A 25,784-nucleotide genomic window follows, 5' to 3' on the forward strand; every position below is an offset into this window, starting at 1 on the left:
CGCGAGTCGGTTTCGTGCCCTAGCTACTGTCCAGTAACATTGCGGTGGATCGCTGGGTTCAGCGGCGAACACGTCAGGGAGGTCCTCGTGATGGAGGTGCTCGTCACCGGAGGTGACACCGATCTGGGTCGCACGATCGCCGAAGGCTTCCGGGATGCCGGACACCGCGTCGTGATCGCCGGCGCCCGCCGCGACGACCTCGAGGTCGCCGCCAAGGAACTCGATGTCGACGCGATCGTTTTCGACAACACCGATCCGGCCGGCCTGGAGGCGGCGCGTCCGCAGTTCCCCCATCACCTGGACACCATCGTCAACGTGCCCGCGCCGCAGTGGGACGGCGGTGATCCCCGCACCTACACCCTGGCCGACCAGGCCGCGGCGTGGCGTTCGGCGCTCGACTCGACCATGGTCTCTGCGGTGCTGACCGTGCAGATCCTCGGCGACCACCTGCGCTCGGGTGGATCCATCGTCACGGTCGTGCCGGAGAACCCCGCCGAGGGCAGCGCCGAGGCGGCGATCAAGGCAGCGGTGTCCGACTGGACCGCCGGCCAGACAACTCACTTCGGGACCAGGGGCATCACCGTGAACGCCGTCGCGTCGGGGCGCAGCGCCGAACCCGGCTACGAGGGCCTGTCACGCACACCGCCGCCGGTGGCCGCCGAAATCGCCCGCCTCGCACTGTTTCTGACGACGCCGGCCGCACGCCACATCACCGGCCAGACGCTGCATGTCAGCCAGGGCGCGCTGGCTAACTTCGGCTGAATATTCCCGCGTTCGCCCGAAGCGGAAGCGGGGTGCCCGCTCCGCTTAGTTGTGGTTACGTGAAGGCGTGACCATCAGACTCGGACTTCAGATCCCGAACTTCTCCTACGGCACGGGCGTCACCGAACTGTTTCCCACCGTCATCGCGCAGGCACAGGAGGCCGAGGCCGCGGGCTTCGACTCCGTGTTCGTGATGGACCACTTCTACCAGTTGCCCGGCCTGGGCACCCCGGACCAGCCGATGCTCGAGGCCTACACCGCGCTCGGTGCGTTGGCGACCGCGACCTCGCAGGTGCAGTTGGGCACGCTCGTGACGGGCAACACCTACCGCAATCCCACGCTGTTGGCCAAGGCCATCACGACGCTGGACGTGATCAGCCAGGGCCGCGCCGTGCTGGGCATCGGCACCGGCTGGTTCGAACTCGAGCACGACTCGCTCGGTTACGAATTCGGCACGTTCACCGACCGTTTCAACAAGCTCGGCGAGGCGCTGGAGATCATCCTGCCGATGCTGCGGGGCGAGCGCCCCACCTTCGAGGGCAAGTACTACCGCACCAAGGAGGCCATGGCCGAACCGCGCTTCCGCGACCACATTCCGCTGATGATCGGCGGCAGCGGCGAGAAGAAGACCATCCCGTTGGCGGCCAGGCACTTCGACCACCTCAACATCATCGCGGGCTTCGACGAGCTCCCGCGAAAGGTGCAGGTCGTCAAGGAGCGCTGCGAGGAGATCGGGCGTGATCCGGCCACGCTGGAGACCAGCATGCTGGTCATCGCGATCATCGATGAGAACGTCACCGGCGACGTGATTCCCGACGACTTCAAGCAGCAGGCGGTGTACGGCAGCGCCGAGCAGGTGGCCGAGCAGATCAAGGCCAAGGTGCTCGACGCCGGCGTCGACGGGGTGATCCTCAGCCCGGTGACGAGCCTCAACGGCTACCAGCCAGGCGGCGTCACCGCGGTCGGCGAGGTACTGCGGCCGCTCCTCCGCGGTTAATCCCCCGCGGTGCGTGGGATATCACACAGCAAACCGATTCCCCGATCGGCTGTTCAGGCGGCTACCGTAAGGGGTACAGGACTGCACGTGAAGCACCGTCGAGGAGCCCAGAATGAGCCATCCCGGAGCCACTGCAACTGATCGGCACAAAGTCGTCATCATCGGATCGGGATTCGGTGGGCTGACCGCAGCCAAGAGGCTCAAGCGAGCCGACGTCGACGTCAAGCTGATCGCAAAGACGACGCATCACCTTTTCCAGCCGCTGCTCTACCAGGTGGCCACGGGCATCATCCCGTCCGGTGAGATCGCGCCGCCGACGCGGATGATCCTGCGCAAGCAGAAGAACTGCCAGGTGCTGATGGGCGACGTCATGCACATCGACCTGGCGAATCAGACCGTCAAGTCGGAGTTGCTGGGCCACACCTACGTCACGCCCTACGACACCCTGATCGTCGCCGCGGGTGCGGGCCAGTCCTACTTCGGCAACGACCATTTCGCCGAGTGGGCGCCGGGCATGAAGTCGATCGACGACGCATTGGAGTTGCGCGCGCGGATCCTGTCCGCGTTCGAACAGGCGGAGCGCTCCAGCGATCCGGCGCGCCGCGAGAAGCTGCTGACGTTCACCGTGGTGGGTGCCGGCCCGACCGGCGTCGAAATGGCCGGGCAGATCGCCGAACTGGCCGACCACACGCTCAAAGGCGCGTTCCGCCACATCGATTCGACGACCGCCAGGGTGATCCTGCTCGACGCGGCGCCCGCGGTGCTGCCGCCGATGGGCGAGAAGCTGGGCAGGAAGGCGCAGGACCGGCTGGAGAAGATGGGCGTCGACATCCAACTCGGCGCGATGGTCACCGATGTGGACCGCAACGGCATCACCGTCAAGGACTCCGACGGCACCATCCGGCGCATCGAGTCGGCGACCAAGGTGTGGTCGGCCGGGGTGCAGGCCAGCCCGCTGGGCCGTGACCTCGCCGAGCAGTCCGGCGTCGAGATCGACCGGGCCGGACGCGTCATGGTGCAGCCCGACCTGACCATCCCCGGCCACCCGAACGTGTTCGTCGTCGGCGACATGGCTCATGTCGAGGGTGTGCCCGGGCAGGCGCAGGGCGCCATTCAGGGCGGTCGGTACGCCGCCAACGCGATCAGGGCGGAGCTCAAGGGCGCCGACCCGTCCCAGCGTGAGCCGTTCCAGTACTTCGACAAGGGGTCGATGGCGACGGTGTCGCGGTTCTCCGCGGTCGCCAAGATCGGTCCCCTGGAGTTCGGCGGCTTCATCGCCTGGCTGGCCTGGCTGGTGCTGCACCTGGTGTACCTCGTCGGGTGGCGACGTAAGATCACCACGCTGCTGTCGTGGACGGTGACGTTCCTGTCGACGCAACGCGGGAACATGACGATCACCGAGCAGCAGGCCTACGCCCGCACCAGGATCGAGGAGCTCGAAGAGATCGCTGCCTCGGTGCAGGAGACGGAGAAGGTCGCGGGCTAGGGATCCGGCGGGGTGGGAGCGAAGCGACTGGGGGGACTACAAGCGCTCGCCCTGCCACGTCGACAGGCAACCGCCCGCGGCAAGCGCCAGCGGCGTTCCCGCCGTGTCGACATCACGGTCGGGATAGTGCAACTCGCTCACCGCGGCCCTCGGTGTTCCGAGCTCGTCGTCGGTGACCGAACCCCGGCCCAACTCGATGCGGTGACGCACCAGGGGCATACCACCCACGTCGGCGTGCAGCGACCCCGACCAGAACCCCTGTCGCTCATCGGTTCTGCCGATCTGCACCCGCTCACGGACCCTGATCCGGCCGGCGCAGCCGAGATCCAGGCGCGTCGACGCGTGATGCCATGAGGTGGCCGCGACGATCGTCGGCTGCGGGTCGAGGTCGAGGTCGCCGGCCACCTCCAGCGTCCAGATCGCCTGCGACTCAGGCGTGGTAACACCCGGGAGCGTCACCGTCGCGGCCGCACTGCGTACCCGCAACCGGGCGCCGGCCTCGACGACGACGCGGACGTGAAGGTAGTCCCCGCCCAGCGGTGTCGCCGCGGCCGACACCAGGTGCACGGTGTCGGGCTCGGTCAGCCGGGCGGCCAGTCCGCCGGTGCACTCGATGCGCGGCCGCCGAGAGGAGCACGCGACGATGAGCACCTCGGAGCGCACTAGTCGCGGTCCCTGCTGCTCCGCGCGTGCGCGGGCACCCGCAGTTGCTCGCGCACCCAGGCCAGCACCGGGGTGGCCGTGGGGTCTTCGGTCAGCGAGATCAGCACCGTCGGGCGATCGCCGCGGACGGCGGCCGCGTCGCGCCGCATGACGTCGAGGTCGGCCCCGACGAGTGGTGCGAGGTCGGTCTTGTTGACCACCAACAGATCCGAGTACGTCACCCCGGGCCCGCCCTTACGCGGCACCTTGTCGCCGCCGGCGACGTCGACGACGAAGACCTGCACGTCGATCAGGCCCGACGAGAACGTGGCGGTGAGGTTGTCGCCGCCGGACTCCACCAGGATCAGGTCGAGCCGGTCGTTACCCGCGATGAGGTCGTCGATCGCGTCGAGGTTGGCCGTGATGTCGTCGCGGATCGCGGTGTGCGGGCAGCCCCCGGTCTGCACCGCGGCGATCCGGTCATCGGGCAGCACGGCGTGGCGGCGCAGGAAGTCGGCGTCCTCGGTGGTGTAGATGTCGTTGGTCAGCACCGCGAGAGACAACTCCTCGCGCAACTGCCTGCACAGCGCCGCGACGAGCGCCGTCTTGCCTGATCCGACCGGCCCGCCGATGCCGATGCGCAACGGCTCCCCCGGCCGTCGCTCGCGCTTGGGCCGCGCCACGTGATCGTGCGGTTGTCCCACCGAATCGGACGAGAGGAAATGCGGTGGCATGTGGCTCCTTTCAGGAGACGAACAGGGGTCGCTCGCGTTCGCTGTGCCGTTGGGCGAGCACGTCGAGCAGCGGATCGGAGAGGTCGGCCAGTTCCTTGGCGGCTGCCGAGGCGATCCGATCGCACAGCGGCGCCAGTTCGAAGGTCGCCGCGGCCACGTCGCCGGGGTCCAGTGCCAGCAGTCGCTGCGCGGCCGTCGCGGATCCGGTCATCGTGGTGTAGATGACCGACAGCGCAGTCTGCTCGACGGTCAAGTCGGCGGCGCGGCCCGCGACCCCGGCGGCGACCGCCAGGTGCGGTGTCGCGCCGAGCGTGGCCCAATCCTCGCCGGGCCAGACCCGGCGAGCCAGTCGGACGAGCCCGCGGCCCTGCGCACGCGAGGCCCGCCGAGCGGCGGGAGCCGGTGTGCGGGCATCGGTTTCGCGGTCGGCGTCGTCACACGACAGGCTCCCCGCGTGCACGGCGGCGGCCAGCGAGGCGGTCACCAGGCCCTGAGTCCGGATGCGGCGGCGTAGATAGGCGCGAAGCGTCGGCAGGTCGACGACCAGCCCGCTGGTGACCGCCTCCTCGACGCCACCGGAGTGCACATGGCCGCCGGTCGGCAGCCGCGAGTCGGCGAGCGCGAGCAGGTTGGTCAGCGTCATCAGAACAGGAAGTAGCGTTGTGCCATCGGCAGTTCGGTTGCGGGTTGTTCCTGCCACACGTCGCCGTCGATGCGCACGGTGAAGGTGTCGGGGTCCACCTCGATTCGGGGCAGCGCGTCGTTGTGCGGCATCTGGGCCTTGCCGATCCGGCGGACGTCGGAGACCGGGACGAGGCGGCGCTTGACGTCGATCCGGCCGGCGAGGTCGGCCTCGATCGCCTGCGGGGACACGAAGTGCACCGACGTGGCGGCGGCAGCCGACGGCGCCGCGCCGAACATCGGACGCGGCAGCACCGGCTGCGGCGTCGGGATCGAGGCGTTCGCATCGCCCATCGCCGCCCAGGCGATCATCCCGCCCTTGAGCACCGCATGCGGGCGCACCCCGAAGAACGCCGGCTCCCACAACACGAGGTCGGCGAGCTTGCCCGGCTCGACCGAGCCGATCTCGCCGTCAAGGCCGTGGGCGATCGCCGGGCAGATCGTGTACTTCGCGACGTAGCGGCGGGCACGGTTGTTGTCGGCTCCACCGTCGCCGTCGAGCGCGCCGCGCCTGCGCTTCATCACGTGCGCGGTCTGCCAGGTGCGCAGCACCACCTCGCCGATGCGGCCCATCGCCTGCGCGTCGCTGCCGATCATCGAGATCGCGCCGATGTCGTGCAGCAGGTCCTCGGCCGCGATGGTCGAGGGCCGGATCCGGCTCTCGGCGAACGCGAGATCCTCGGGGACGCTGGGGTTGAGGTGATGGCAGACCATCAGCATGTCGAGGTGCTCGTCGAGGGTGTTGACGGTGTGCGGCCGGGTCGGGTTCGTCGAACTCGGCAGCACGTGGGCCTCGCCCGCGACGGTGATGATGTCGGGCGCGTGTCCGCCGCCCGCGCCTTCGGTGTGGTAGGCGTGGATCGACCGGCCCTTGATCGCGGACAGGGTGTTCTCGACGAAGCCCATCTCGTTGAGCGTGTCGGTGTGGATGTTGACCTGGACTCCGGCGGCGTCGGCCACCGTCAGACAGGCGTCGATCGCGGCCGGAGTGGTTCCCCAGTCCTCGTGCAGTTTGAAACCGGCTGCGCCGCCGCGCAACTGCTCCCACAGGGCGTCGGCGCTGACGGTGTTGCCCTTGCCGAGCAGCGCGACGTTCAGCGGCCAGGAGTCCAGCGACTCGAGCATCCGTGCCAGGTGCCAGGCGCCCGGCGTGACCGTCGTGGCCTTGCTGCCCTCGGCGGGGCCGGTGCCGCCCGCGACGATCGTCGTGATGCCGGCGCCGAGCGCCTCGGCCATGAGCTGCGGGCAGATCAGGTGCACATGGCAGTCGACCGCCCCCGCGGTCACGATGCGGCCGTTGCCCGCGATGACCTCGGTCGACGGGCCCACCACCAGATCGGGGTGCACGCCGGACATGATGTCGGGGTTGCCCGCCTTGCCGATGGCGGCGATGCGGCCGTCACGGATACCGATGTCGGCCTTGATGATTCCCCAGTAATCGAGGATCACCGCGCCGGTGATCACGGTGTCGGGGGCGCCGTCGGCGCGGGTGGCGCGGGACTGCCCCATCGACTCGCGCAGCACCTTGCCGCCGCCGAAGACCGCCTCGTCACCCGCGAGTCCCGGACCGCCACTGCGGTCCTCGGTGATCTCGACGAACAGATCGGTGTCGGCCAGTCGGATCCGGTCGCCGGTCGTGGGCCCGAACAACGCGGTGTACCGCGCCCGCGACAACCCGCTCATCGCGTGTCCAATCGCCCCGGCGGGTTCGCGGTCAACCCGTGCACCTCCCGCGAGCCGCTCAGCGGGACCAGCGAGACCGTCTGTGCGACATCGGGTTCGAAGCGCACGGCGGTGCCCGCTGGGATGTCGAGCCGGTGGCCCCGTGCGGCGTCGCGGTCGAACGACAGCGCGGCGTTGGCCTGCGGTAGGTGGACGTGGCTGCCGACCTGCACGGGGCGGTCACCGGTGTTGACCACGTCCAGGGTGAGCCGCGGTGCGCCGGTGTTGATCTCGATCTCGCCGGCCCCGAAGACGACCTCGCCCGGGATCATGGGATCGGATGGTGGACGGTGACGAGCTTTGTGCCGTCGGGGAACGTCGCCTCCACCTGGACGTCGTCGAGCATCTCGGGCACACCCTCCATCACCTCGTCGCGGCTGAGCACTTCACGGCCGCTGGCCATCAGCTCGGCGACTGTGCGGCCGTCCCTGGCACCCTCCAGAAGATGGTCGGTGATCACCGCGACGGCCTCGGGATGGTTGAGCCGCAGGCCGCGCGCTTGGCGCCTGCGGGCGAGTTCGGCCGCATACGAGATCAGCAGCCGGTCCTGTTCATGCGGCGTTAAGCGCATAGTGCGCGATATTGCCACGCCGCGCGCCGATCAGCAGCGCGGCCGGGTTCGGCTACTCGGCCGGCATGTTCTGCAGCCGGACCTGCCCGCGGGCAACGAGGCGGTCGTGGTCGTCGGTGATGGAGATCGACCACAGCTGCTGGCGGCGGCCCCGATGGATCGGCGTCGAGACCGCGGTGACCGTTCCGGAGGAGATGGCCCGCAGGAAATCGGTGTTGTTGTTGACCCCGACCACATGCCCGCCGCCGTTGTCGGCCAGCCAGACCTGACCCGACACGCTGGCCAGGCTTTCGACGATCGAGCAGTACACGCCGCCGTGCACGATGCCCCAGAGCTGCAGCAAGCGGTCGTCGATCTTCAGCTGCGCGCGACCTCCGTCGGGGCCCATCTCGAGGTAGGTCAGACCCAGTTCGTTGTCGAAACCCTTGCCCAGCGCGGTCGGCTCGTCGGATGTCACGTGATCGTGTCTACACGTTCGCTTTCCCCACCGGCGCCCGGGGTCGGGCGGTTAGGGTCGGGCATGGCCAAGAGTGCGAAAGATCTGGTTGCCGCCGCCAACGCAGTCGTGCCGCGAATCTCGCCGGCCGACGCCCAGGAGTTGATCGCCGACGGCGCGTTGGTGGTCGACGTCCGTGACGCCCCCGAACTGGAGCAGAGCGGGAAGGTCGCGGGTGCCGTCCACGTCCCGCGCGGAATGCTGGAGTTCCGTGCCGATCCCGATTCGCCGTATCACGATGCGAACTTCAGCAGGGACAAGGCGGTGATCGTCTACTGCGCATCCGGCGGCCGGTCCGCGTTGTCCGGTCAGGCGCTCAAGGATCTCGGCTACGAACAGGTCTACAACCTGGGTGGCTTCGGGGACTGGGCCGACAGCGGCGGCGCCGTCGAAACGGTCTGACGCCGAACACTTCTCACGCACGCGGACAGGCCCCACACCGATGGCGTGGGGCCTGTCCTTCGTGTGGACCGGGGGTCTCTGCAGCCCTCAGGACTCCGGCGCGGTCCGGTGGTTCTCTCGACGTTCTGCCTTGAGAATAGGCAAGGCTGCCCTAATTAAGCAAGACCTTCCCCGCGGCGGTCCGGGACGTTCCCCGGACGGGCAGCCCGAAGCCCACGAACGCGTCGAGCACGGCCTGTCCGCGGCGCATGCTGGTCAGCTCGCTCGAGCCCGCCAGCAGCGGAACCTGCGTGGCCGCGCTGACCACCGCGCCGCCCACCACGTGCCATATCGCCGCGATCGACATCGCTCCGCCGCTGATGTCGGCCAGCCGGGCGAACAGCGGGGCCAGCGCCCGATGGCTGCGATGGGCGATCCACGTCGTCAGCGCCGCCTCGCCGGGCAGGGCGACGATGCCTTCGCGGATGCCTTCGCGCGCCGAACGCCCCGTATGCCCCGATCGGCGACCGGCGAAGTACGGATCGTCCGGCAGGGCGCGCAGGGTGGGGTCGACGACGCCGACCCAGTCGATCGCGCCCTCCGAATCCACATGCACCCAGAGGTTCTCCAGGCCGGTGTCCCACGCGCGTCCCTCGAGCACGACGAGCGGCATGACGCGGCCGACGACAACGTGCGCGAGCGTGGCCGCCAACTGCTGGGTGACGGCGGCGCGGCTGTCGGTCTCCTCGGCCGCCAGGTCGAACATCGTCTGCAGCCGATTGGTGGTCAGCGCCTCGGCCAGCGGCCACCACCGGCGCCGGGACAGATCGCCGATCACCGCGACGCCGTAGACCCGGGGGCATTCGGGATAGAGCTCGCGAAGTCGCCGGCTCGATTCGTGCAGCGGCAGAGTCCTGCTGATCGCCATGCTCGCGATGAGCGGATCGTCGACGACAACCGTCATGGCACCTCCGATGTTGAGTTAGGGTAGCCTTACTATAACTAGGCACCGGGACAGCACCAGTCTGTGTGATTGGTCTCACAGGGGCATGTGACCGGCGGTTAGGCCAGTCGCAGGTCATGCCGCTGCCTGCCGCGGAGCTCGCTCGCCGGGCGAGATACGACGCACGGTAGTAAACCCGTAGTACGCTGGACCTACAGTCGCTAGGAGATGAACGAAAGATGGCGAAATTGACGCGTCTCGGCGAACTCGAACGCGCGGTGATGGATCACCTGTGGTCCGTGCCCGAGCCCCAAACCGTGCGCCAGGTTCACGAGGCGCTGTCGGCCCATCGGGACCTGGCTTACACCACGATCATGACCGTGCTGCAGCGGTTGGCGAAGAAGAACCTTGTCGTGCAGCACCGCGACGACCGCGCGCATCGGTATGCGCCCACCCGTGGTCGCGACGAACTGGTCGCCGGGCTGATGGTCGACGCCCTCGACCAGGCTGCCGACTCGGGCAGCCGCGAGGCGGCCCTGGTGCACTTCGTCGAGCGCGTCGGCGCCGATGAGGCCGCAGCGCTGCGCCGTGCACTGGCCGAACTCGAAAGCAAACACGGCGTATCGTCGTCCGCTGGCGATCCGGGTACTGGCTGAGGGAGACTTACGGCGTGTCCGCGCTGGCCTTCACCGTCATGGCGCTGGTCCTGTCGGGACCGGTGCCGGCTATGTTGGCGCGGGCATCGTGGCCCTCTCGGGCGCCGCGCGCGGCGATCGTGCTGTGGCAGGCGATCGCGCTCGCCGCGGTGCTCTCGGCGTTCTCGGCCGGTATCGCCATCGCCAGCCGGCTGTTCGCGCCCGGCCACGACGGCCGCCCCACCACGACGATCACCAGTGAGATCGAGGCGCTCGGGTGGCCGGTGTGGGCCGCCTTCGTCGCGGTGTTCGCGCTGACGCTCGTCGTCGGCGCCCGGCTGCTGGTCTCCGTCGTGCAGGTGGCGATCGCCACCCGCCGCCGGCGCGCGCATCATCGGATGGTCGTCGACCTGGTCGGCAAGTCGCAGAAATGGGCCCACGCGCATGGGCCCACGCGCATGCTGGGGGCTGGGGACGGGTTGCGCATCCTCGACGTCGACCAGCCGCTGGCCTACTGCCTGCCCGGCGTGCGCAGCCGGGTCGTGGTCAGCGAAGGGGCACTGACCACGTTGGCGGACAAGGAGATCGCCGCCATCCTCTCGCACGAGCGCGCGCACCTGAGGGCCCGCCACGACCTGGTTCTGGAGATGTTCACCGCGGTGCACGCCGCGTTCCCGCGCTTCGTCCGCAGCGCCAGCGCCCTGGACGCCGTCCGCCTTCTGATCGAGATGCTCGCCGACGACGCCGCGGTGCGCACGGCCGGTCCCACTCCCCTGGCCCGGGCGCTCGTGGCCTGTGCGGCCGGCCGCGCGCCGTCGGGTGCGCTGGCCGTCGGCGGGCCGACCACCGTGCTTCGGGTGCGCCGACTCGGCGGTGCGCCCAACAGCATCGCGCTCGCGGGTGCCGCCTACCTCGCCGCCGCGGCGGTGCTGGTGCTGCCGACGATCGCAGTCGTGGTGCCGTGGCTGACCGAACTTCACCGGCTCTTCACCGCGTAGAAAATTCTCACCCCCTCACAACCAAACAACGAAAGGCTGCCCGTATGAGCTCGTCCGACGCCTCCGCTTCGACCACCGGCACCGCTCAGATCGGGGTCACCGGCCTGGCCGTGATGGGGTCGAACATCGCGCGCAACTTCGCCCGGCACGGCTATACCGTCGCCCTGCACAACCGCTCGGTGGCCAAGACCGATGCGCTGCTCGAGCAGCACGGCTCGGAAGGCACGTTCGTCCGTAGCGAGACGATCGCGGAGTTCCTCGATGCGCTGGAGAAACCGCGGCGCGTGCTGATCATGGTCAAGGCCGGGGAGGCGACCGACGCCGTGATCAACGAACTCGCCGACGCGATGGACGAGGGCGACATCATCATCGACGGCGGAAACGCGCTCTACACCGACACCATCCGGCGCGAGAAGGCGATGCGCGAGCGCGGACTGCACTTCGTCGGCGCCGGCATCTCGGGTGGCGAGGAAGGTGCGCTCAACGGGCCGTCGATCATGCCCGGTGGCCCGGCCGAGTCGTATAAGAGCCTCGGCCCGCTGCTGGAGGAGATCTCCGCGCACGTCGACGGGGTGCCGTGCTGCGCCCACATCGGGCCCGACGGTGCCGGCCATTTCGTCAAGATGGTGCACAACGGCATCGAGTACTCCGACATGCAGCTGATCGGCGAGGCCTACCAGCTGCTGCGCGACGGTCTCGGCAAGACCGCGGGCGAGATCGCCGACGTGTTCGACGAGTGGAACTGCGGCGACCTGGACAGCTTCCTGGTGGAGATCACCGCCCAGGTGCTGCGCCAGATCGACGCCAAGACCGGCAAGCCGCTGGTCGACGTCATCCTCGACGAGGCCGAGCAGAAGGGTACCGGCCGCTGGACGGTGAAGTCGGCCCTGGATCTCGGTGTGCCCGTGACCGGGATCGCCGAGGCGGTCTTCGCGCGCGCCCTGTCCGGATCGGTGGCCCAGCGCACCGCGACCACCGGACTGGCCTCCGGCGATCTGGGTGAAAAGCCAAGCGACGCGGAGAAGTTCACCGAGGACATCCGCCAGGCGCTGTACGCCTCGAAGATCATCGCCTACGCGCAGGGCTTCAATCAGATCCAGGCGGGCAGCGCCGAATACGACTGGAGCATCACCCCCGGCGACATGGCGACCATCTGGCGCGGCGGGTGCATCATCCGGGCCAAGTTCCTCAACCGGATCAAGGACGCGTTCGACGAGAATCCGGAGTTGCCGACGCTGATCGTCGCGCCGTACTTCCGCAGCGCGATCGAGGCGGCCATCGACAGCTGGCGGCGCGTCGTCGTCACCGCCACCGAACTCGGCATTCCCATCCCCGGGTTCTCCTCGGCGCTGTCGTACTACGACGGGCTGCGTCAGGAGCGGCTGCCCGCCGCGCTGACCCAGGGGCTGCGCGACTTCTTCGGCGCGCACACCTACGGCCGCATCGACGCCGACCGCGCCGAGCGCTTCCACACCCTGTGGAGCGGCGACCGCTCAGAAGTGGAGGCGTAGTTCTTGATCGCGAGCAGACGCAAAACTGCCCTTTTCATAGCGAGATAGGGCTGGTCTGCGTCTGCTCGGCGAGGAGAACGGCCAACTAGACTCGCTGGTGATGCGCTTTCTCGACGGCCACCGGCCCGCCTACGACCTGACCTACAACGACGTCTTCATCGTCCCCGGACGCTCGGACGTCCAGTCCCGGATGGACGTCGACCTTTCCACCTCCGACGGGTCGGGCACCACGATCCCGGTGGTGGTGGCCAACATGACCGCCGTCGCGGGCAGGCGGATGGCCGAGACGGTGGCGCGCCGCGGCGGCATCGTCGTGCTGCCGCAGGACCTGCCGATCTCGGCGGTCAAGGCAACCGTCGACTTCGTCAAGAGTCGTGATCTGGTCGTCGACACCCCCGTCGTGCTGTCCCCCGACGACTCGGTGTCGGACGCGACAGCGTTGATCCACAAGCGTGCGCACGGGGCCGCGGTGGTGGCCTTCGAGGGTCGGCCGATCGGCCTGGTCACCGAGGCCCACTGCGTGGGCGTCGACCGTTTCACCCGGGTGCGCGACATCGCGCTCTCCGACTTCGTCACCGCGCCCGTCGGCACCGACCCCCGCAAGGTCTTCGACCTGCTCGAGCACGCGCCGATCGACGTCGCGGTGCTCACCGAGCGCGACGGCACGCTGGCCGGCGTGCTGACCCGCACCGGCGCCGTCCGCGCGGGCATCTACACCCCCGCCGTCGACGGCAGGGGCCGGTTGCGTATCGCGGCCGCGGTCGGCATCAACGGCGATGTCGGCGATAAGGCGCGCAGCCTCGCCGAAGCCGGCGTCGACCTGCTGGTGATCGACACCGCACACGGTCACCAGGTCAAGATGCTCGACACGATCCAGGCGGTGGCCTCGCTGGAGCTCGGGCTGCCCGTGGCCGCGGGCAACGTCGTCTCCGCCGAGGGCACCAGGGACCTGATCACCGCAGGCGCGTCGATCGTCAAGGTCGGCGTCGGGCCCGGCGCCATGTGCACCACCCGCATGATGACCGGCGTCGGTCGGCCCCAGTTCTCGGCGGTCGTCGAATGTGCCGCCGCGGCAAGGCAACTGGGAGGTCATGTGTGGGCCGACGGCGGGATCCGCCACCCCCGCGACGTGGCGCTGGCGCTGGCGGCGGGTGCGGCCAACGTGATGATCGGGTCGTGGTTCGCCGGCACCTACGAGTCGCCCGGCGACCTGATGCGTGACCGCGAGGATCAACCGTTCAAGGAAAGCTACGGCATGGCGTCCAAGCGCGCCGTGGCAGCGCGCGCCGTCGCCGACAGCCCGTTCGACCAGGCGCGCAAATCGCTGTTCGAGGAGGGCATCTCGACGTCGCGGATGGGGTTGGACCCGTCGCGCGGTGGCGTCGAGGACCTGCTGGACCACATCACTTCGGGGGTGCGCAGCACCTGCACCTATGTCGGCGCCGCGAACCTGGCCGAACTCCACGACAAGGCGGTGCTCGGCGTGCAGTCGGCCGCCGGGTTCGCAGAAGGACATCCGCTGCCCACCGGCTGGTGACTCCAGCGCCCCGCTGGTAACCGCTACCATGGGTTTCTTCCAGCCCTCAACTCGAAAGGGATCTCGTGCCGCAGGCACCCGTCGAGGCCTCGGATTCTGGGCGGGCTCTGAACGCAGAGCGGCCCGGTCACGAGCCCTCGGACGCCGACCCCTCCTCTAGTCGGCCGGGCGCGAGGCCCGGCACCTCCCCGGCGAGGATGCGATGACCGTCGCGATGTCGCTGCTGTCCGTTCTGGCGATCGTGCTGCTGACCGCGGGCACCGCGGTGTTCGTCGCCGCGGAGTTCTCGCTGACCGCGCTCGAGCGCAGCACCGTCGAGGCCAACGCGCGCAGCGGGCACCGTCGTGACCTCATGGTCCGCCGGGCGCACCGCACGCTGTCGACTCAGCTGTCCGGCGCCCAGGTGGGCATCTCGATCACCACGCTGGCGACCGGCTTCCTGGCCGAACCGGTGGTGGCCCGGCTGATCCAACCCGGCCTCGACGCCATCGGCATTCCCCAGCAGGTCGCCTCCGGGCTGGCGCTGGTGCTGGCCATCGTGATCGCGACGTCGTTGTCGATGGTGTTCGGCGAACTGGTGCCCAAGAACCTGGCCGTCGCGCGGCCGGTACCGACGGCACGCTGGTCGGCCGGTCCCCAGCTGGTGTTCTCGGCGCTGTTCACCCCGCTGATCCGGCTGACCAACGGGACGGCGAACATGATCCTGCGCCGGCTGGGCATCGAGCCGGCCGAGGAGTTGCGGTCGGCGCGCTCACCGCAGGAGCTGGTGTCGCTGGTGCGCAGCTCCGCGCGCAGCGGTGCGCTGGACCCGGTCACCGCCGTGCTGGTGGACCGGTCGCTGCAGTTCGGCGACCGCACCGCCGAGGAGTTCATGACGCCGCGCCAGAAGATCGAGGCGCTGGAGGCCGACGACACCGTTGCCGATCTGGTGACGGCCGCCATCAAGACCGGCTTCTCGCGGTTCCCCATCATCCGGGGTGACCTCGACGAGACCGTCGGCATCGCACACGTCAAGCAGGTGTTCGAGGTGCCGATGGGTGAGCGCGGCACCACCCGGCTCGCCTCGCTGGCGCTGCCGATCGCCACGGTGCCGTCGACGTTGGACGGTGACGCGGTGATGACGCAGATCCGGGCCAACGGGTTGCAGACCGCGCTGGTGGTCGACGAGTACGGCGGCACCGCGGGCATGGTCACCGTGGAGGACCTGATCGAGGAGATCGTCGGCGACGTCCGCGACGAGCACGACGTCGAGCCGCCCGACGTGGTGCCCGCCGGCCGCGGCTGGCAGCTATCCGGCCTGCTGCGCATCGACGAGGTCGCCGGCGCGACCTCGTTCCGCGCCCCCGACGGCGACTACGAGACCATCGGCGGGCTGGTGCTCGAGCGGCTCGGCCACATTCCCCAGGAAGGCGAGTCGGTGGAGCTCGAGGCGTTCGACCCCGACGGCCCGCTGGAGGACCCGAACCGCTGGCTGGCAACGGTGCTGAAGATGGACGGCCGGCGCATCGACCTGCTCGAGCTCACCGAGCTGGGCCGCCGCGGCGAAGACAGGGGGCGCGCCGATGGGTGACTACCTGGGCGTGCTGCTGACGGTGTTGCTGCTCGGTGTCAACGCGTTCTTCGTGGCGTCGGAGTTCGCGCTGATCTCCGCGCGCCGGGACCGGCTCGAAGCGCTGGCCGAACAGGGCAAGAAAAGCGCGGTGACGGTCATCCGCGCCGGCGAGAACCTGTCGCTGATGCTGGCGGGCGCCCAGCTGGGCATCACGATCTGTTCGATCCTGCTGGGCCGCGTCGGCGAACCCGCCGTCGCGCATCTTCTCGAGAAACCGTTCCAGGCGTTCGGCATCTCCGAGGCGGTGCTGCACACGGTGTCGTTCATCGTCGCGCTGGCGGTCGTGGTGACGCTGCACGTGCTGCTAGGCGAGATGGTGCCCAAGAACATCGCGATCGCCGGACCGGAATCGACCGCGATGCTGCTGATCCCGACGTATCTGGTGTGGATCCGGCTGGCCCGGCCGCTGATCGCGTTCTACAACTGGTGCGCCAACGCGACGCTGCGGGCGTTCGGCGTCGAACCGAAGGACGAACTCGACGTCACTGTGTCGACCGTCGAACTGTCCGAGATGATCGCCGAATCGCTGTCGGAGGGCCTGCTCGACCCCGAGGAACACGGCAGGCTGACCCGCGCCCTGCAGATCCGGGACCGCACGGTCAACGACGTGGCGGTGCCGATCAGCGAGATACGGGCGGTCCCGGTGGCGCGCGAGGGCGCAGGACCGACGGTCGGCGCGATCGAGCAGGCGCTGGCCGAGACCGGCTACTCGCGCTTCCCGATCACCGACGCGTCCGGCGGCTACCTCGGGTACCTGCACATCAAGGACGTGCTGCCGCGCTTCGAGGACGTCGACTCGGTGCTCGACGCGGCGATGGTGCGGCCGCTGCCGCTGGTGCCCGCGTCGCTGCCGCTGCCCGACGCGCTGTCGCGGCTGCGACGCGACAACAGCCACCTCGCGCTCGTCACCGCCGCCGACGGCAGCGTCGCGGCGATGGTCGCGCTGGAGGACCTCGTCGAGGACCTGGTCGGCACCGTGCGCGACGGGACGCACCGTGTCTGACGTGTTGTCAGAACCCGAGTGGACGACTCGCGAGCGGCTGCATCACACCCGGGTCGACGAGTTCTGTTCACCACACCTGCGCCGGGCACGGGCCGGCGAGGCGCACCCGGTGTGGGACTTCCTCTTCACCTACTACAGCCTGCGGCCTCGGCAGTTGCGGTGCTGGCACCCCGGCTTCGGCGTGACGCTCGCCGGCGACACGGCACAGCGCCATCTGACCCGGACCGGATACGGACGGACCCGCGACGGGGTGGCGGTGACCGGCGACTACCTGCGGGCCCGCCTGGAGACGGTCCGGTTCGTCGCCGGGCTGCTGCGCGCGACGGCCGCCCGCCCGGCGCGGCTGAACTGCTTCGGGCTGCACGAGTGGGCGATGGTGTACCGGGCGCCGACGGTGCGCCACCGCTCGGTGCCGCTGCGGCTCGGCGCCGAGCGCACCGACGCCGTCGTCGAATCGATGCCGTTGCGCTGCAGCCACTTCGACGCTTTCCGCTTCTTCACCGAGCCGGCCGCCCGGCGCAACGCCGAGCAGCTGACCCGGCAGCGCCAGGTCGCCACCGAACAGCCGGGCTGCCTGCACGCGGCGATGGACCTGTACAAGTGGGCCTTCAAGCTGGGCCCGCTGGTGGCCTCCGAGTTCGTGATGGACGCTCTGGAGCTGGCGGCCGATGCCCGTGAACTCGACATGCGCGCCAGCCCCTATGATCTCCGCGACTACGGATTTGCGCCGATCGCGATCGAGACCCCGGCCGGTCGTGCCGAATACGTCCGGGTTCAGCAGGGAATTGCTGAGCGGGCCGCACCGATGCGGTCCGCTCTCGCCGAGCGGTGCAACCTGCTGCTCACGGCGGCGAGCCGCGAAGCGGGAACGGCCGCCGTTGGCGGATAACGCCAGTTACCGGTGGGTAAGCTGGATCGACAGCTCAAGGGAGGAATGATGACCGATCGCGTCTCGGTTGGGAACCTGCGCGTGGCTCGGGTGTTGTACGACTTCGTCAACAACGAGGCGCTGCCGGGGACCGACATCGATCCCGACACCTTCTGGTCCGGCGTGGACAAGGTCGTCGCCGACCTGACTCCGCAGAACGAGGAGTTGCTGGCCAGGCGCGACGATCTGCAGGCCCGCATCGACAAGTGGCACCGGCAGCGGGTCATCGAGCCGATCGACCCCGAGGCCTACAAGGCCTTCCTCACCGAGATCGGCTACCTGCAGCCCGAGCCCGGGGACTTCACCATCACCACCGCCGGCGTCGACGACGAGATCACCACCACCGCGGGTCCGCAGCTGGTGGTGCCGATCCTCAACGCGCGCTTCGCGCTCAACGCCGCCAACGCCCGCTGGGGCTCGCTGTACGACGCGTTGTACGGCACCGACGTCATCTCCGAGGAGGACGGCGCGGAGAAGGGCACCAGCTACAACAAGGTTCGCGGCGACAAGGTCATCGCCTACGCCCGTCGATTCCTCGACGGCGCCACGCCGCTGGCGTCGGGCTCGTGGGGCGACGCCACCGGGCTCAAGATCGACGACGGCCGGCTTCTCGTCGAGCTGGGCGACGGGAGCTCGACGGAATTGGCCGCCGCTGACCAGTTCGTCGGCTACACCGGCGAACTCGGCTCGCCGCAGTGGTCGGTGCTGCTGCGCAACAACGGCCTGCACATCGAGATCCTGATCGACCCCGAGTCCCCCGTCGGATCCACCGACTCCGCAGGGGTCAAGGACGTGGTGCTCGAATCGGCGGTCACCACGATCATGGACTTCGAGGACTCGGTCGCCGCGGTCGACGCCGACGACAAGGTGCTCGGCTACCGCAACTGGCTGGGGCTGAACCGCGGCGATCTCACAGAAGAGGTGAGCAAGGCCGGCGAGACGTTCACCCGCAGGCTGAACGAGGACCGCACCTACACCACGCCCGACGGCGGCGAGCTCACGCTGCCCGGCCGCAGCCTGCTGTTCGTGCGCAACGTCGGCCACCTGATGACCAACGACGCGATCGTCAGAACGGACGCCAAAGGCGAGGAGACCGAGGTCTTCGAGGGCATCCAGGACGCGTTGTTCACCAGCCTGATCGCCATCCACGGATTGAAGGCGAACGACGGCAACGGCCCGCTGGTCAACAGCCGCACCGGCTCGGTGTACATCGTCAAGCCCAAGATGCACGGGCCGGACGAGGTGGCCTACACCGTCGAGCTGTTCAGCCGCGTCGAGGACGTGCTCGGCTTACCCGCCAACACCCTCAAGGTCGGCATCATGGACGAGGAGCGGCGCACCACGCTGAACCTCAAGGCCTGCGTCAAGGCCGCCGCCGACCGCGTCGTGTTCATCAACACCGGTTTCCTGGACCGCACCGGCGACGAGATCCACACCTCGATGGAGGCCGGCCCGATGATCCGCAAGGGTGCGATGAAGGGCACCGACTGGATCAAGGCCTACGAGGACCAGAACGTCGACATCGGCCTGGCGACCGGTTTCTCCGGCAAGGCGCAGATCGGCAAGGGCATGTGGGCGATGACCGAGCTGATGGGCGACATGGTCGAGCAGAAGATCGGTCAGCCCAAGGCCGGCGCCACCACCGCCTGGGTGCCGTCCCCGACGGCGGCGACCCTGCACGCGATGCACTACCACGAGGTCGATGTGTACGCGGTGCACGAGGAGCTGGTGGGCAAGCGCCGCGCAGAACTTGAGCAGCTGCTGACCGTTCCGCTGGCCAAGGAACTGGCCTGGGCGCCCGAGGAGATCCGCGAAGAGGTCGACAACAACTGCCAGTCGATCCTGGGCTACGTGGTGCGCTGGATCGACGCCGGCGTCGGCTGCTCCAAGGTGCCCGACATCCACAACATCGCGTTGATGGAAGACCGTGCGACGCTGCGTATCTCGAGCCAGCTACTGGCTAACTGGTTGCGGCACGGGGTCATCACCGAAGACGATGTGAAGGCCAGTTTGCGGCGGATGGCCGCGGTGGTCGACGAGCAGAACGCGAAGGATCCCGACTTCAAGCCGATGGCGCCGGACCCCGAGGGCAGCATCGCATTCCAGGCCGCCCAGGAGCTGATCCTGTCGGGCACCGCGCAACCGAACGGCTACACCGAGCCGATCCTGCACCGCCGACGCCGCGAGTACAAGGCCGCCGGCGGTGCGTGATCCGGTGACCGGTCGCGAACAAGGGCGCAATGGGCAGGCATAGCAAACCGGATCCCGAGGACTCGGCGGGCGAGGTTTTCGGGGACCAGCACGACGACTCCCAGACTGAGCGTTTCGGCCAGTTCGCCGGCGACTCCGGCTACGGCCGCTATGAAGACGATTACGACGAGCCGGGCCATCCCGGCTACGACGACGAGGACGACTACCCCGAGGAGCCGGCCGACACGGCTGCGGCATCGGTCCCGCCGCGGTCCGGCCCGCAGCACAGCGGCGAGTGGGAGGGTGGCGAATGGACCGGCAGCCACCGCGCGATCACGCCGAAGCGGCGCGGCGTCAGCATCGGTGTCATCGCGGCGCTGGTGGCGGTCGTCGTGGTGGTCGGGGCGGTGATCCTGTGGCGCTTCTTCGGTGACGCGCTGTCCAACCGCAGCGACGAGGCCGCCGCCCGCTGCGTGGCCGGTGAACTCGCCGTCGCGGTCGTCGCCGACCCGTCGATCGCCGAGCAGATCCAGGGCCTGGCCGACAGGTACAACGAGACCGCCGCCCCCGTCGGCGACCGCTGCGTCAAGGTCGGCGTCAAGCCGGCGGGCTCCGATCAGGTCGTCAACGGCTTCATCGGTGACTGGCCCGGCGACCTCGGCGAGCGGCCCGCGCTGTGGATCCCGGCCAGTTCGGTGTCCGCGGCGCGCCTCGAGGCCTCTGCAGGCGCCCAGACGATCAGCGACAGCCGCTCGCTGGTCCGCTCCCCCGTGTTGCTCGCCGTTCGGCCCCAGCTGAAAAATGCTCTGGCGCAGCAGAACTGGTCGACGCTACCGCGGCTGCAGACCAATCCCACCTCACTGGAGGGCCTCAACCTGCCGGGCTGGGGCTCGCTGCGGCTGGCGCTGCCGCTCAGCGGCGACAGCGACGCGTCCTACCTCGCCGCGGAGGCGGTCGCGGCGGCCTCGGCGCCGGCCGGTGCGCCGCCGAGCGCGGGCACGGGCGCGGTGAACACGTTGGTGGCCGGTCAGCCGAAGCTGGCCGACAACAACGCGTCGACCGCGATGGACGCGCTGCTGGACGCCGACGATCCGGCCGCCGCACCGGTGCACGCGGTCGTCACCACCGAGCAGCAGCTCTACCAGCGCAGCACCGGCCTGCAGGACGCCAAGAACGTCGTCGCCTCGTGGCTGCCGCCCGGACCCACCGCGACGGCCGACTACCCCACCGTGCTGGTGTCGGGCGACTGGCTGTCGCAGGAACAGCAGACGGCGGCCAGCGAGTTCGCCCGGTTCATGCGCAAACCCGAACTGCTCGGCGAACTCGCCAAGGCCGGATTCCGGGTCGAGGGTGCGACCCCGCCGAACAGCGACGTCGTCGACTTCGTGCCGGTGCCGGCGCCGCTGTCGGTGGGCGATGCCGAGATGCGGGCCACGCTCGCCAACGCGCTGACCGCTCCCAGGGAGAGCCCGGCGGTGACGATCATGCTGGACCAGTCGATGCCCACCGACGAGGGCGGCAGGTCGCGGCTCGCCAACGTGGTCGCGGCGCTCAATGCGCGACTGCAGGCACTGCCCCCGACGTCGGCGGTCGGACTGTGGACCTTCGACGGCACCGAGGGCCGCTCCGACGTCGCCACCGGCCCGCTGAGCGATCCGCTCAACGGCCAGCCCCGCTCGGCCGCGCTGACCGCCGCGCTGGACTCGCAGTCCGCGTCCGGGGGCGGCGCCGTCTCGTTCACCACCTTGCGCCTGGTCTACACCGAGGCGATGGCCGATTACCGCCAGGGACAGAAGAACTCGATCCTCGTCATCACCACCGGCCCGCACAGCGACCAGAGCCTCGACGGCGACGGCCTGCAGGCCTACATCCGCGGCGCGTTCGACAGGGCCCGTCCGGTCGCGGTCAACGTGATCGACTTCGGCTCCGACGGCGACCGCGCCACCTGGGAGGCCGTCGCCCAGGCCAGCGGCGGCAGTTACCAGAACCTGGCGAGTTCGGCCTCCCCCGAGCTCACGTCGGCGATCTCGAACTTCCTGGGCTAGCGCGTCAGCAGGCTCAGCGCCGCCCTGGCGAACACGTCGGGCACCTCGACCTGCGGGTAGTGCCCGACGCCCGGCAGTTCGATCACGTCGGCGGCCGGCCGCAGGTCACGCAACCCGTCGAGCACGTTGGTGGTGGCCACCGGATCGTCGAGCGCCCATAGGAAACTCAGCGGCTTGGGCCAGTCGGCCACCGCACCGTGCCAGCGCGAGGCGTAGGAGACCCGCTCGCCGAGATACGAGATCAGCAGGTGCGCGATGCGGTGCCCGTCGTGGTAGGCCATCAGCGCCCACTGCGCCTCGGCCTCCTCGCTGGTCAGCGGATGCCCGGAACTGAACAGCTTGCCGAACCCGCGGGCGAACCCGCGCTCACTGACGAGCCGCGCCGCCACCGGGCCGAGCGGCCCGCGCAGGATCTTCTGGATCGGCCGCAGGCTGGCCCGGTGCAGGATGACGCTTCCGTTGGTCAACACCGCGGCCCGCAGGTCAAAAGGCAAGTGGCCGTCGATATCTCGGGCCAGCAGTTCGGTGGCCACCGAGGTGCCCATGTCGTGTGCGACCAGCACGACGGGCCCCTGCGTCGTCTCGCCCACCACGGCTTGGACGATGTCGGCCTGCTCGAAGAGGCTGTAGCGGTGCGGGCGCGGCTTGGCCGACAGGCCGAAGCCGAGGAAGTCCAGCGTCACCCACGCGCGGCCGGCGAGGTGCGGCACGACGTGGCGGTAGTCGAACGAACTCGACGGATAGCCGTGCAGCAGCAGGATCGTCGGGCCGTCGTTGTCGGCCGAGCCGTCCGCCGAGCGGACGAACACCTCACCGGCCGGCGTCCGGACCAGGCGGCCGCCGTCGCGCCATTGCGCCACGCTCGCAGGCAACATCCGACGAACCTTAGTCGCCGAACGTGGATTACCGGCACGCTTCCGACGGCGGAGCGTGACTCAATCCCACACTCGCGCCCCTAGGCGAACGCCTCCACCGGCGGGCACGAGCACACCAGGTTGCGGTCGCCGTAGGCGCCGTCGATGCGTCGCACCGGCGGCCACACCTTCGGCCGGAAGTTCTTGCCCAGCGGGTAGGCGGCCTGCTCGCGGGTGTACGGATGGTTCCATTCGGTGACGAGCAGGCTCTCCGCGGTGTGCGGCGCGTTGCGCAGCGGGTTGTCCTCGACCGGCCACGCGCCCGAGCCGACCTGGTCGATCTCGGCCCGGATCGCGATCATCGCCTCGCAGAATGCGTCGACCTCGGCGAGGCTCTCACTCTCGGTCGGCTCCACCATCAGCGTGCCCGCCACCGGGAAGCTCATCGTCGGGGCGTGAAAACCGTAGTCCGCCAACCGCTTCGCCACATCGTCGACGGTCACCCCGGTCTGCTTGGTGATCGTCCGCAGATCCAGGATGCACTCGTGGGCGACCATGCCGTTCTCGCCGGTGTAGAGCACCGGGTAGTACTCGTCGAGGCGGCGGGCGATGTAGTTGGCCGACGCGATCGCCGTCAGCGACGCCGCCCGTAATCCGGCCGCGCCCATCATCCGGATGTAGGCCCAGCTGATCGGCAGGATGGACGCCGACCCGTAGGGCGCTGCCGAGACGGTGCAGTCGTCCCCGAGTTCGTCGGCGAGCGGATGTCCCGGCAGGTACTTCGCGAGGTGGCCGCGCACCGCGACGGGCCCGACGCCCGGGCCGCCGCCGCCGTGCGGGATGCAGAACGTCTTGTGCAGGTTGAGATGGCTGACGTCGCCGCCGAACCGGCCCGGCCGGGCCAGGCCGACGAGCGCGTTGAGGTTGGCGCCGTCGACATAGACCTGCCCGCCGACGTCGTGGACCGCCGCGCAGATGTCGGCGATGTCGTGCTCGTAGACGCCGTGGGTGGACGGATAGGTGATCATCAAGGCCGACAAGCGATCCGCGTGCTCGGCGACCTTGGCCCGCAGGTCGTCGAGATCGACGTCGCCGTTCGCCCGGCAGGCCACCACGACGACGCGCATCCCGGCCAGCGCCGCCGAGGCGGCGTTGGTGCCGTGCGCGCTCGACGGAATCAGGCAGACGTCGCGGTCCGGCTCACCGCGCTCGGCGTGGTAGGCCTGGATGGCGAGCAGGCCCGCGTACTCGCCCTGCGATCCGGCGTTGGGTTGCAGCGACACCGCGTCGTATCCGGTGATGTCGACCAGCCACTGCTCCAGGTCGGCGATCAGCTTGCGCAGCCCCGGGGTGTCGGAGGCCGGTGCGAACGGGTGTTGACGGCCGAACTCCGCCCAGGTGATCGACTCCATCTCGGCGGCCGCGTTGAGCTTCATGGTGCACGAACCGAGCGGAATCATGCTGCGGTCCAACGCAATGTCCTTGTCGGCCAACGAGCGCAAGTAGCGCATCATCTCGGTCTCGGTGCGGTACCGCGTGAACGCCGGATGGGTCAGGAACTCCGACGTGCGCGTCGCGACCGTCGGGCCGTCGAAGCCCGCATCCGCGGGTGTCGCCCCGAAAGCCTTCAGCACCGCTTCGATGTGCCCGGCGGTGGTGGCCTCGTCGCAGGACACCGAGACGTGGTCGTCGTCGACCAGCCAGACGTTGATGCCGCTCGCCTTGGCGGCGTCGCGCACCGCGACCGCGCGCCCGGGCACGTGAGCCAGCACGGTGTCGAAGAACGCGCGGTGCACGATCTGCACCCCGGAAGCGGTCAATCCGGCGGCCAGCGCAAGGGCGTGGCCGTGCACGCGGGACGCGATCCCGGACAGGCCGTCGGCGCCGTGGTAGCTGGCGTACATCGCGGCGATGACCGCCAGCAACACCTGCGCGGTGCAGATGTTGCTCGTGGCCTTGTCGCGGCGGATGTGCTGCTCGCGGGTCTGCAGCGCCAGCCGGTAGGCCAGGGCGCCGTCGGCGTCCAGCGACACCCCGACGAGGCGCCCGGGCAGCTGCCGGGCATGCTTGGCGTGCACCGCCAGGTAGCCGGCGTGCGGTCCGCCGAATCCCATTGGTACACCGAAGCGTTGGCTGCTGCCGAAGGCGACGTCGGCGCCGATCTCCCCCGGCGGGGTGATCAGCGTCAGCGCCAGCAGGTCGGCACCGATGGCGACCAACGCGCCACGCTCGTGTGCCTGATGGACCAGTCCACTCCAGTCATCGACGCATCCGCTGGCGCCGGGCAGCTGCGCGATGACGCCGAAGAAGTCGCCGTCGGGCAGTCCCTGCCGCAGGTCGGCGCTGACAATTTCGATGCCCAGCGGTTCGGCGCGGGTGGCCAGCACCGCCGCGGTCTGCCGGTACACGTCGGTATCCACCGCCAGGCGGTTCGACGGGCCGCGCACGGCGCGGTGCATCAGCGTCATCGCCTCGGCGGCCGCGGTGCCCTCGTCGAGCATGGAGGCGTTGGCGACCTCGAGACCGGTGAGGTCGGTCACCATCGTCTGGAAGTTCAGGAGCGCCTCGAGCCGGCCCTGGCTGATCTCCGGCTGGTAGGGCGTGTAGGCGGTGTACCAGGCGGGGTTCTCGAGGATGTTGCGCAGCAGCACCGGCGGGGTGAGCGTGTCGAAGTAGCCCTGTCCGATCATCGACACCGCGACGGTGTTGGTGTCGGCGAGCGCGCGCAGTTCGGCGAGTGCCTGCTCCTCGGTGGCGGCCGACGGCAGCGTGTCCAGACCGGGTGCGAGCCCGTCGGCGCACAGCGCGTCGAGGATGCCCGCTGGCAGCGCCTTATCGGCGAGTTCGTCGAGCGAGGCCACGCCGATGGTCTTCAGCATCGTCGCAACGGCATCGGCGTCGGGGCCGATGTGGCGGTCGGCGAAGTCGGGCTGGTGATGATCGAACACTCGGGACTGCTCCAGTCGCATAGAGGAACCGCGGGGTTCCTCTCCCTCTGTCGTCGACCCGGTCCGGGCGCCTGAGAGATTCGGCGCCGAAGTGCCTTTCCCCATGGG

General features: G+C 69.5%; 23 protein-coding genes. 13 read left to right on the forward strand and 10 right to left on the reverse strand.

The features are described 5' to 3' along the window. The first annotated feature begins 90 nt into the window (after positions 1-90). The 3 genes from ABGB19_RS14170 (at position 91) to ABGB19_RS14180 (ending at position 3,245) form a co-directional block, all read left to right on the forward strand. Entirely contained in the window at positions 91-762 is a 672-nt protein-coding gene (locus ABGB19_RS14170) for an SDR family oxidoreductase (RefSeq protein WP_347686745.1), read from the forward strand. A gap of 67 nt (positions 763-829) precedes the next feature. Next, a complete protein-coding gene (locus tag ABGB19_RS14175; RefSeq protein ID WP_347686580.1) occupies positions 830-1,759 on the forward strand; it encodes an LLM class F420-dependent oxidoreductase in 930 nt (309 codons plus the stop codon). Positions 1,760-1,871: 112 nt separating this feature from the next. After that, the gene (locus ABGB19_RS14180; RefSeq protein WP_347686581.1) at positions 1,872-3,245 is read left to right on the forward strand and encodes an NAD(P)/FAD-dependent oxidoreductase; all 1,374 of its coding nucleotides are present in this window, start codon (positions 1,872-1,874) and stop codon (positions 3,243-3,245) included. 36 nt (positions 3,246-3,281) lie between these two features. On the opposite strand, the gene ABGB19_RS14185 is transcribed toward ABGB19_RS14180, so the two are convergent. The 7 genes from ABGB19_RS14185 to ABGB19_RS14215 are packed head-to-tail and all read right to left on the reverse strand — an operon-like array spanning position 3,282 to position 8,052. Further along, a complete protein-coding gene (locus tag ABGB19_RS14185) occupies positions 3,282-3,908 on the reverse strand; it encodes an urease accessory protein UreD (RefSeq protein ID WP_347686582.1) in 627 nt (208 codons plus the stop codon). Further along, positions 3,908-4,621: an urease accessory protein UreG gene (gene ureG, locus ABGB19_RS14190; protein ID WP_347686583.1), complete on the reverse strand. Its 714-nt coding sequence runs from the start codon at positions 4,619-4,621 to the stop codon at positions 3,908-3,910. The genes ABGB19_RS14185 and ureG overlap by 1 nt, the downstream gene beginning before the upstream one ends. Before the next feature lie 10 nt (positions 4,622-4,631). Beyond that, a complete protein-coding gene (locus ABGB19_RS14195) occupies positions 4,632-5,267 on the reverse strand; it encodes an urease accessory UreF family protein (protein WP_347686746.1) in 636 nt (211 codons plus the stop codon). After that, positions 5,264-6,985, reverse strand: coding sequence for an urease subunit alpha (locus tag ABGB19_RS14200; protein WP_347686584.1), 1,722 nt, complete (start codon positions 6,983-6,985; stop codon positions 5,264-5,266). Before ABGB19_RS14200 ends, ABGB19_RS14195 begins: the two co-directional genes overlap by 4 nt. Further along, positions 6,982-7,296: an urease subunit beta gene (locus ABGB19_RS14205; protein WP_347686585.1), complete on the reverse strand. Its 315-nt coding sequence runs from the start codon at positions 7,294-7,296 to the stop codon at positions 6,982-6,984. The genes ABGB19_RS14200 and ABGB19_RS14205 overlap by 4 nt, the downstream gene beginning before the upstream one ends. Beyond that, positions 7,293-7,595, reverse strand: coding sequence for an urease subunit gamma (locus ABGB19_RS14210; RefSeq protein ID WP_347686586.1), 303 nt, complete (start codon positions 7,593-7,595; stop codon positions 7,293-7,295). The genes ABGB19_RS14205 and ABGB19_RS14210 overlap by 4 nt, the downstream gene beginning before the upstream one ends. A 52-nt stretch (positions 7,596-7,647) precedes the next feature. Continuing rightward, entirely contained in the window at positions 7,648-8,052 is a 405-nt protein-coding gene (locus ABGB19_RS14215) for a PaaI family thioesterase (protein ID WP_347686587.1), read from the reverse strand. A 63-nt stretch (positions 8,053-8,115) separates the two neighbouring features. Between ABGB19_RS14215 and ABGB19_RS14220 the strand changes: the two genes are divergently transcribed. Beyond that, positions 8,116-8,493 (forward strand): rhodanese-like domain-containing protein, encoded by a 378-nt coding sequence (locus ABGB19_RS14220; protein WP_347686588.1) that lies wholly within the window; start codon positions 8,116-8,118, stop codon positions 8,491-8,493. A gap of 151 nt (positions 8,494-8,644) precedes the next feature. On the opposite strand, the gene ABGB19_RS14225 is transcribed toward ABGB19_RS14220, so the two are convergent. Beyond that, the gene (locus tag ABGB19_RS14225) at positions 8,645-9,436 is read right to left on the reverse strand and encodes an iron reductase (RefSeq protein WP_347686589.1); all 792 of its coding nucleotides are present in this window, start codon (positions 9,434-9,436) and stop codon (positions 8,645-8,647) included. A 218-nt stretch (positions 9,437-9,654) separates the two neighbouring features. Here ABGB19_RS14225 and ABGB19_RS14230 point away from each other — a divergent pair, with 218 nt between their 5' ends. The 9 genes from ABGB19_RS14230 (at position 9,655) to ABGB19_RS14270 (ending at position 21,874) form a co-directional block, all read left to right on the forward strand. Then, positions 9,655-10,071, forward strand: a complete 417-nt coding sequence (locus tag ABGB19_RS14230) for a BlaI/MecI/CopY family transcriptional regulator (protein ID WP_347686590.1) — start codon at positions 9,655-9,657, stop codon at positions 10,069-10,071. A gap of 14 nt (positions 10,072-10,085) precedes the next feature. Then, positions 10,086-11,048 carry a M56 family metallopeptidase gene (locus ABGB19_RS14235; RefSeq protein WP_347686591.1) on the forward strand — a complete coding sequence of 321 codons (963 nt, stop codon included), beginning with the start codon at positions 10,086-10,088 and terminating at the stop codon, positions 11,046-11,048. Positions 11,049-11,092: 44 nt separating this feature from the next. Next, complete coding sequence (gene gndA, locus ABGB19_RS14240) at positions 11,093-12,559, forward strand: NADP-dependent phosphogluconate dehydrogenase (RefSeq protein ID WP_347686592.1); 1,467 nt, start codon at positions 11,093-11,095, stop codon at positions 12,557-12,559. Between the two features lie 97 nt (positions 12,560-12,656). Further along, complete coding sequence (locus ABGB19_RS14245; RefSeq protein WP_347686593.1) at positions 12,657-14,096, forward strand: GuaB1 family IMP dehydrogenase-related protein; 1,440 nt, start codon at positions 12,657-12,659, stop codon at positions 14,094-14,096. 202 nt (positions 14,097-14,298) lie between these two features. Then, positions 14,299-15,666 (forward strand): hemolysin family protein, encoded by a 1,368-nt coding sequence (locus ABGB19_RS14250; RefSeq protein ID WP_347686594.1) that lies wholly within the window; start codon positions 14,299-14,301, stop codon positions 15,664-15,666. Further along, complete coding sequence (locus tag ABGB19_RS14255) at positions 15,659-16,711, forward strand: hemolysin family protein (RefSeq protein ID WP_347686595.1); 1,053 nt, start codon at positions 15,659-15,661, stop codon at positions 16,709-16,711. The genes ABGB19_RS14250 and ABGB19_RS14255 overlap by 8 nt, the downstream gene beginning before the upstream one ends. Position 16,712: 1 nt before the next feature. Next, the gene (locus ABGB19_RS14260; protein WP_347686596.1) at positions 16,713-17,600 is read left to right on the forward strand and encodes a 3-methyladenine DNA glycosylase; all 888 of its coding nucleotides are present in this window, start codon (positions 16,713-16,715) and stop codon (positions 17,598-17,600) included. A 48-nt stretch (positions 17,601-17,648) separates the two neighbouring features. Then, positions 17,649-19,850, forward strand: coding sequence for a malate synthase G (locus tag ABGB19_RS14265; RefSeq protein ID WP_347686597.1), 2,202 nt, complete (start codon positions 17,649-17,651; stop codon positions 19,848-19,850). Between the two features lie 29 nt (positions 19,851-19,879). Then, positions 19,880-21,874 carry a substrate-binding domain-containing protein gene (locus ABGB19_RS14270; RefSeq protein WP_347686598.1) on the forward strand — a complete coding sequence of 665 codons (1,995 nt, stop codon included), beginning with the start codon at positions 19,880-19,882 and terminating at the stop codon, positions 21,872-21,874. Here the strand turns inward: ABGB19_RS14270 and ABGB19_RS14275 are convergent. Together ABGB19_RS14275 and gcvP are read right to left on the reverse strand one after the other, a co-directional pair. Continuing rightward, positions 21,871-22,749: an alpha/beta hydrolase gene (locus ABGB19_RS14275; RefSeq protein ID WP_347686599.1), complete on the reverse strand. Its 879-nt coding sequence runs from the start codon at positions 22,747-22,749 to the stop codon at positions 21,871-21,873. The genes ABGB19_RS14270 and ABGB19_RS14275 overlap by 4 nt on opposite strands. 80 nt (positions 22,750-22,829) lie before the next feature. Continuing rightward, on the reverse strand, positions 22,830-25,676 hold the full coding sequence (gcvP, locus tag ABGB19_RS14280; RefSeq protein ID WP_347686600.1) for an aminomethyl-transferring glycine dehydrogenase: 2,847 nt from the start codon (positions 25,674-25,676) through the stop codon (positions 22,830-22,832). Positions 25,677-25,784 lie beyond the last annotated feature (108 nt).

The sequence above is a fragment of the Mycobacterium sp. B14F4 genome, from assembly GCF_039871645.1.
GTDB lineage: Bacteria > Actinomycetota > Actinomycetes > Mycobacteriales > Mycobacteriaceae > Mycobacterium.

Excerpts from the sequence above, each read along its gene's own strand:
- ABGB19_RS14170 (WP_347686745.1), top strand. The coding sequence starts at position 91 with ATGGAGGTGCTCGTCACCGGAGGTGACACCGATCTGGGTCGCACGATC.
- ABGB19_RS14180 (WP_347686581.1), top strand. The coding sequence starts at position 1,872 with ATGAGCCATCCCGGAGCCACTGCAACTGATCGGCACAAAGTCGTCATC.
- ureG (WP_347686583.1), bottom strand. The coding sequence starts at position 4,621 with ATGCCACCGCATTTCCTCTCGTCCGATTCGGTGGGACAACCGCACGAT.
- ABGB19_RS14200 (WP_347686584.1), bottom strand. The coding sequence starts at position 6,985 with ATGAGCGGGTTGTCGCGGGCGCGGTACACCGCGTTGTTCGGGCCCACG.
- ABGB19_RS14205 (WP_347686585.1), bottom strand. The coding sequence starts at position 7,296 with ATGATCCCGGGCGAGGTCGTCTTCGGGGCCGGCGAGATCGAGATCAAC.
- ABGB19_RS14210 (WP_347686586.1), bottom strand. The coding sequence starts at position 7,595 with ATGCGCTTAACGCCGCATGAACAGGACCGGCTGCTGATCTCGTATGCG.
- ABGB19_RS14220 (WP_347686588.1), top strand. The coding sequence starts at position 8,116 with ATGGCCAAGAGTGCGAAAGATCTGGTTGCCGCCGCCAACGCAGTCGTG.
- ABGB19_RS14225 (WP_347686589.1), bottom strand. The coding sequence starts at position 9,436 with ATGACGGTTGTCGTCGACGATCCGCTCATCGCGAGCATGGCGATCAGC.
- ABGB19_RS14230 (WP_347686590.1), top strand. The coding sequence starts at position 9,655 with ATGGCGAAATTGACGCGTCTCGGCGAACTCGAACGCGCGGTGATGGAT.
- gndA (WP_347686592.1), top strand. The coding sequence starts at position 11,093 with ATGAGCTCGTCCGACGCCTCCGCTTCGACCACCGGCACCGCTCAGATC.
- ABGB19_RS14250 (WP_347686594.1), top strand. The coding sequence starts at position 14,299 with ATGACCGTCGCGATGTCGCTGCTGTCCGTTCTGGCGATCGTGCTGCTG.
- ABGB19_RS14255 (WP_347686595.1), top strand. The coding sequence starts at position 15,659 with ATGGGTGACTACCTGGGCGTGCTGCTGACGGTGTTGCTGCTCGGTGTC.
- ABGB19_RS14265 (WP_347686597.1), top strand. The coding sequence starts at position 17,649 with ATGACCGATCGCGTCTCGGTTGGGAACCTGCGCGTGGCTCGGGTGTTG.
- ABGB19_RS14270 (WP_347686598.1), top strand. The coding sequence starts at position 19,880 with ATGGGCAGGCATAGCAAACCGGATCCCGAGGACTCGGCGGGCGAGGTT.
- ABGB19_RS14275 (WP_347686599.1), bottom strand. The coding sequence starts at position 22,749 with ATGTTGCCTGCGAGCGTGGCGCAATGGCGCGACGGCGGCCGCCTGGTC.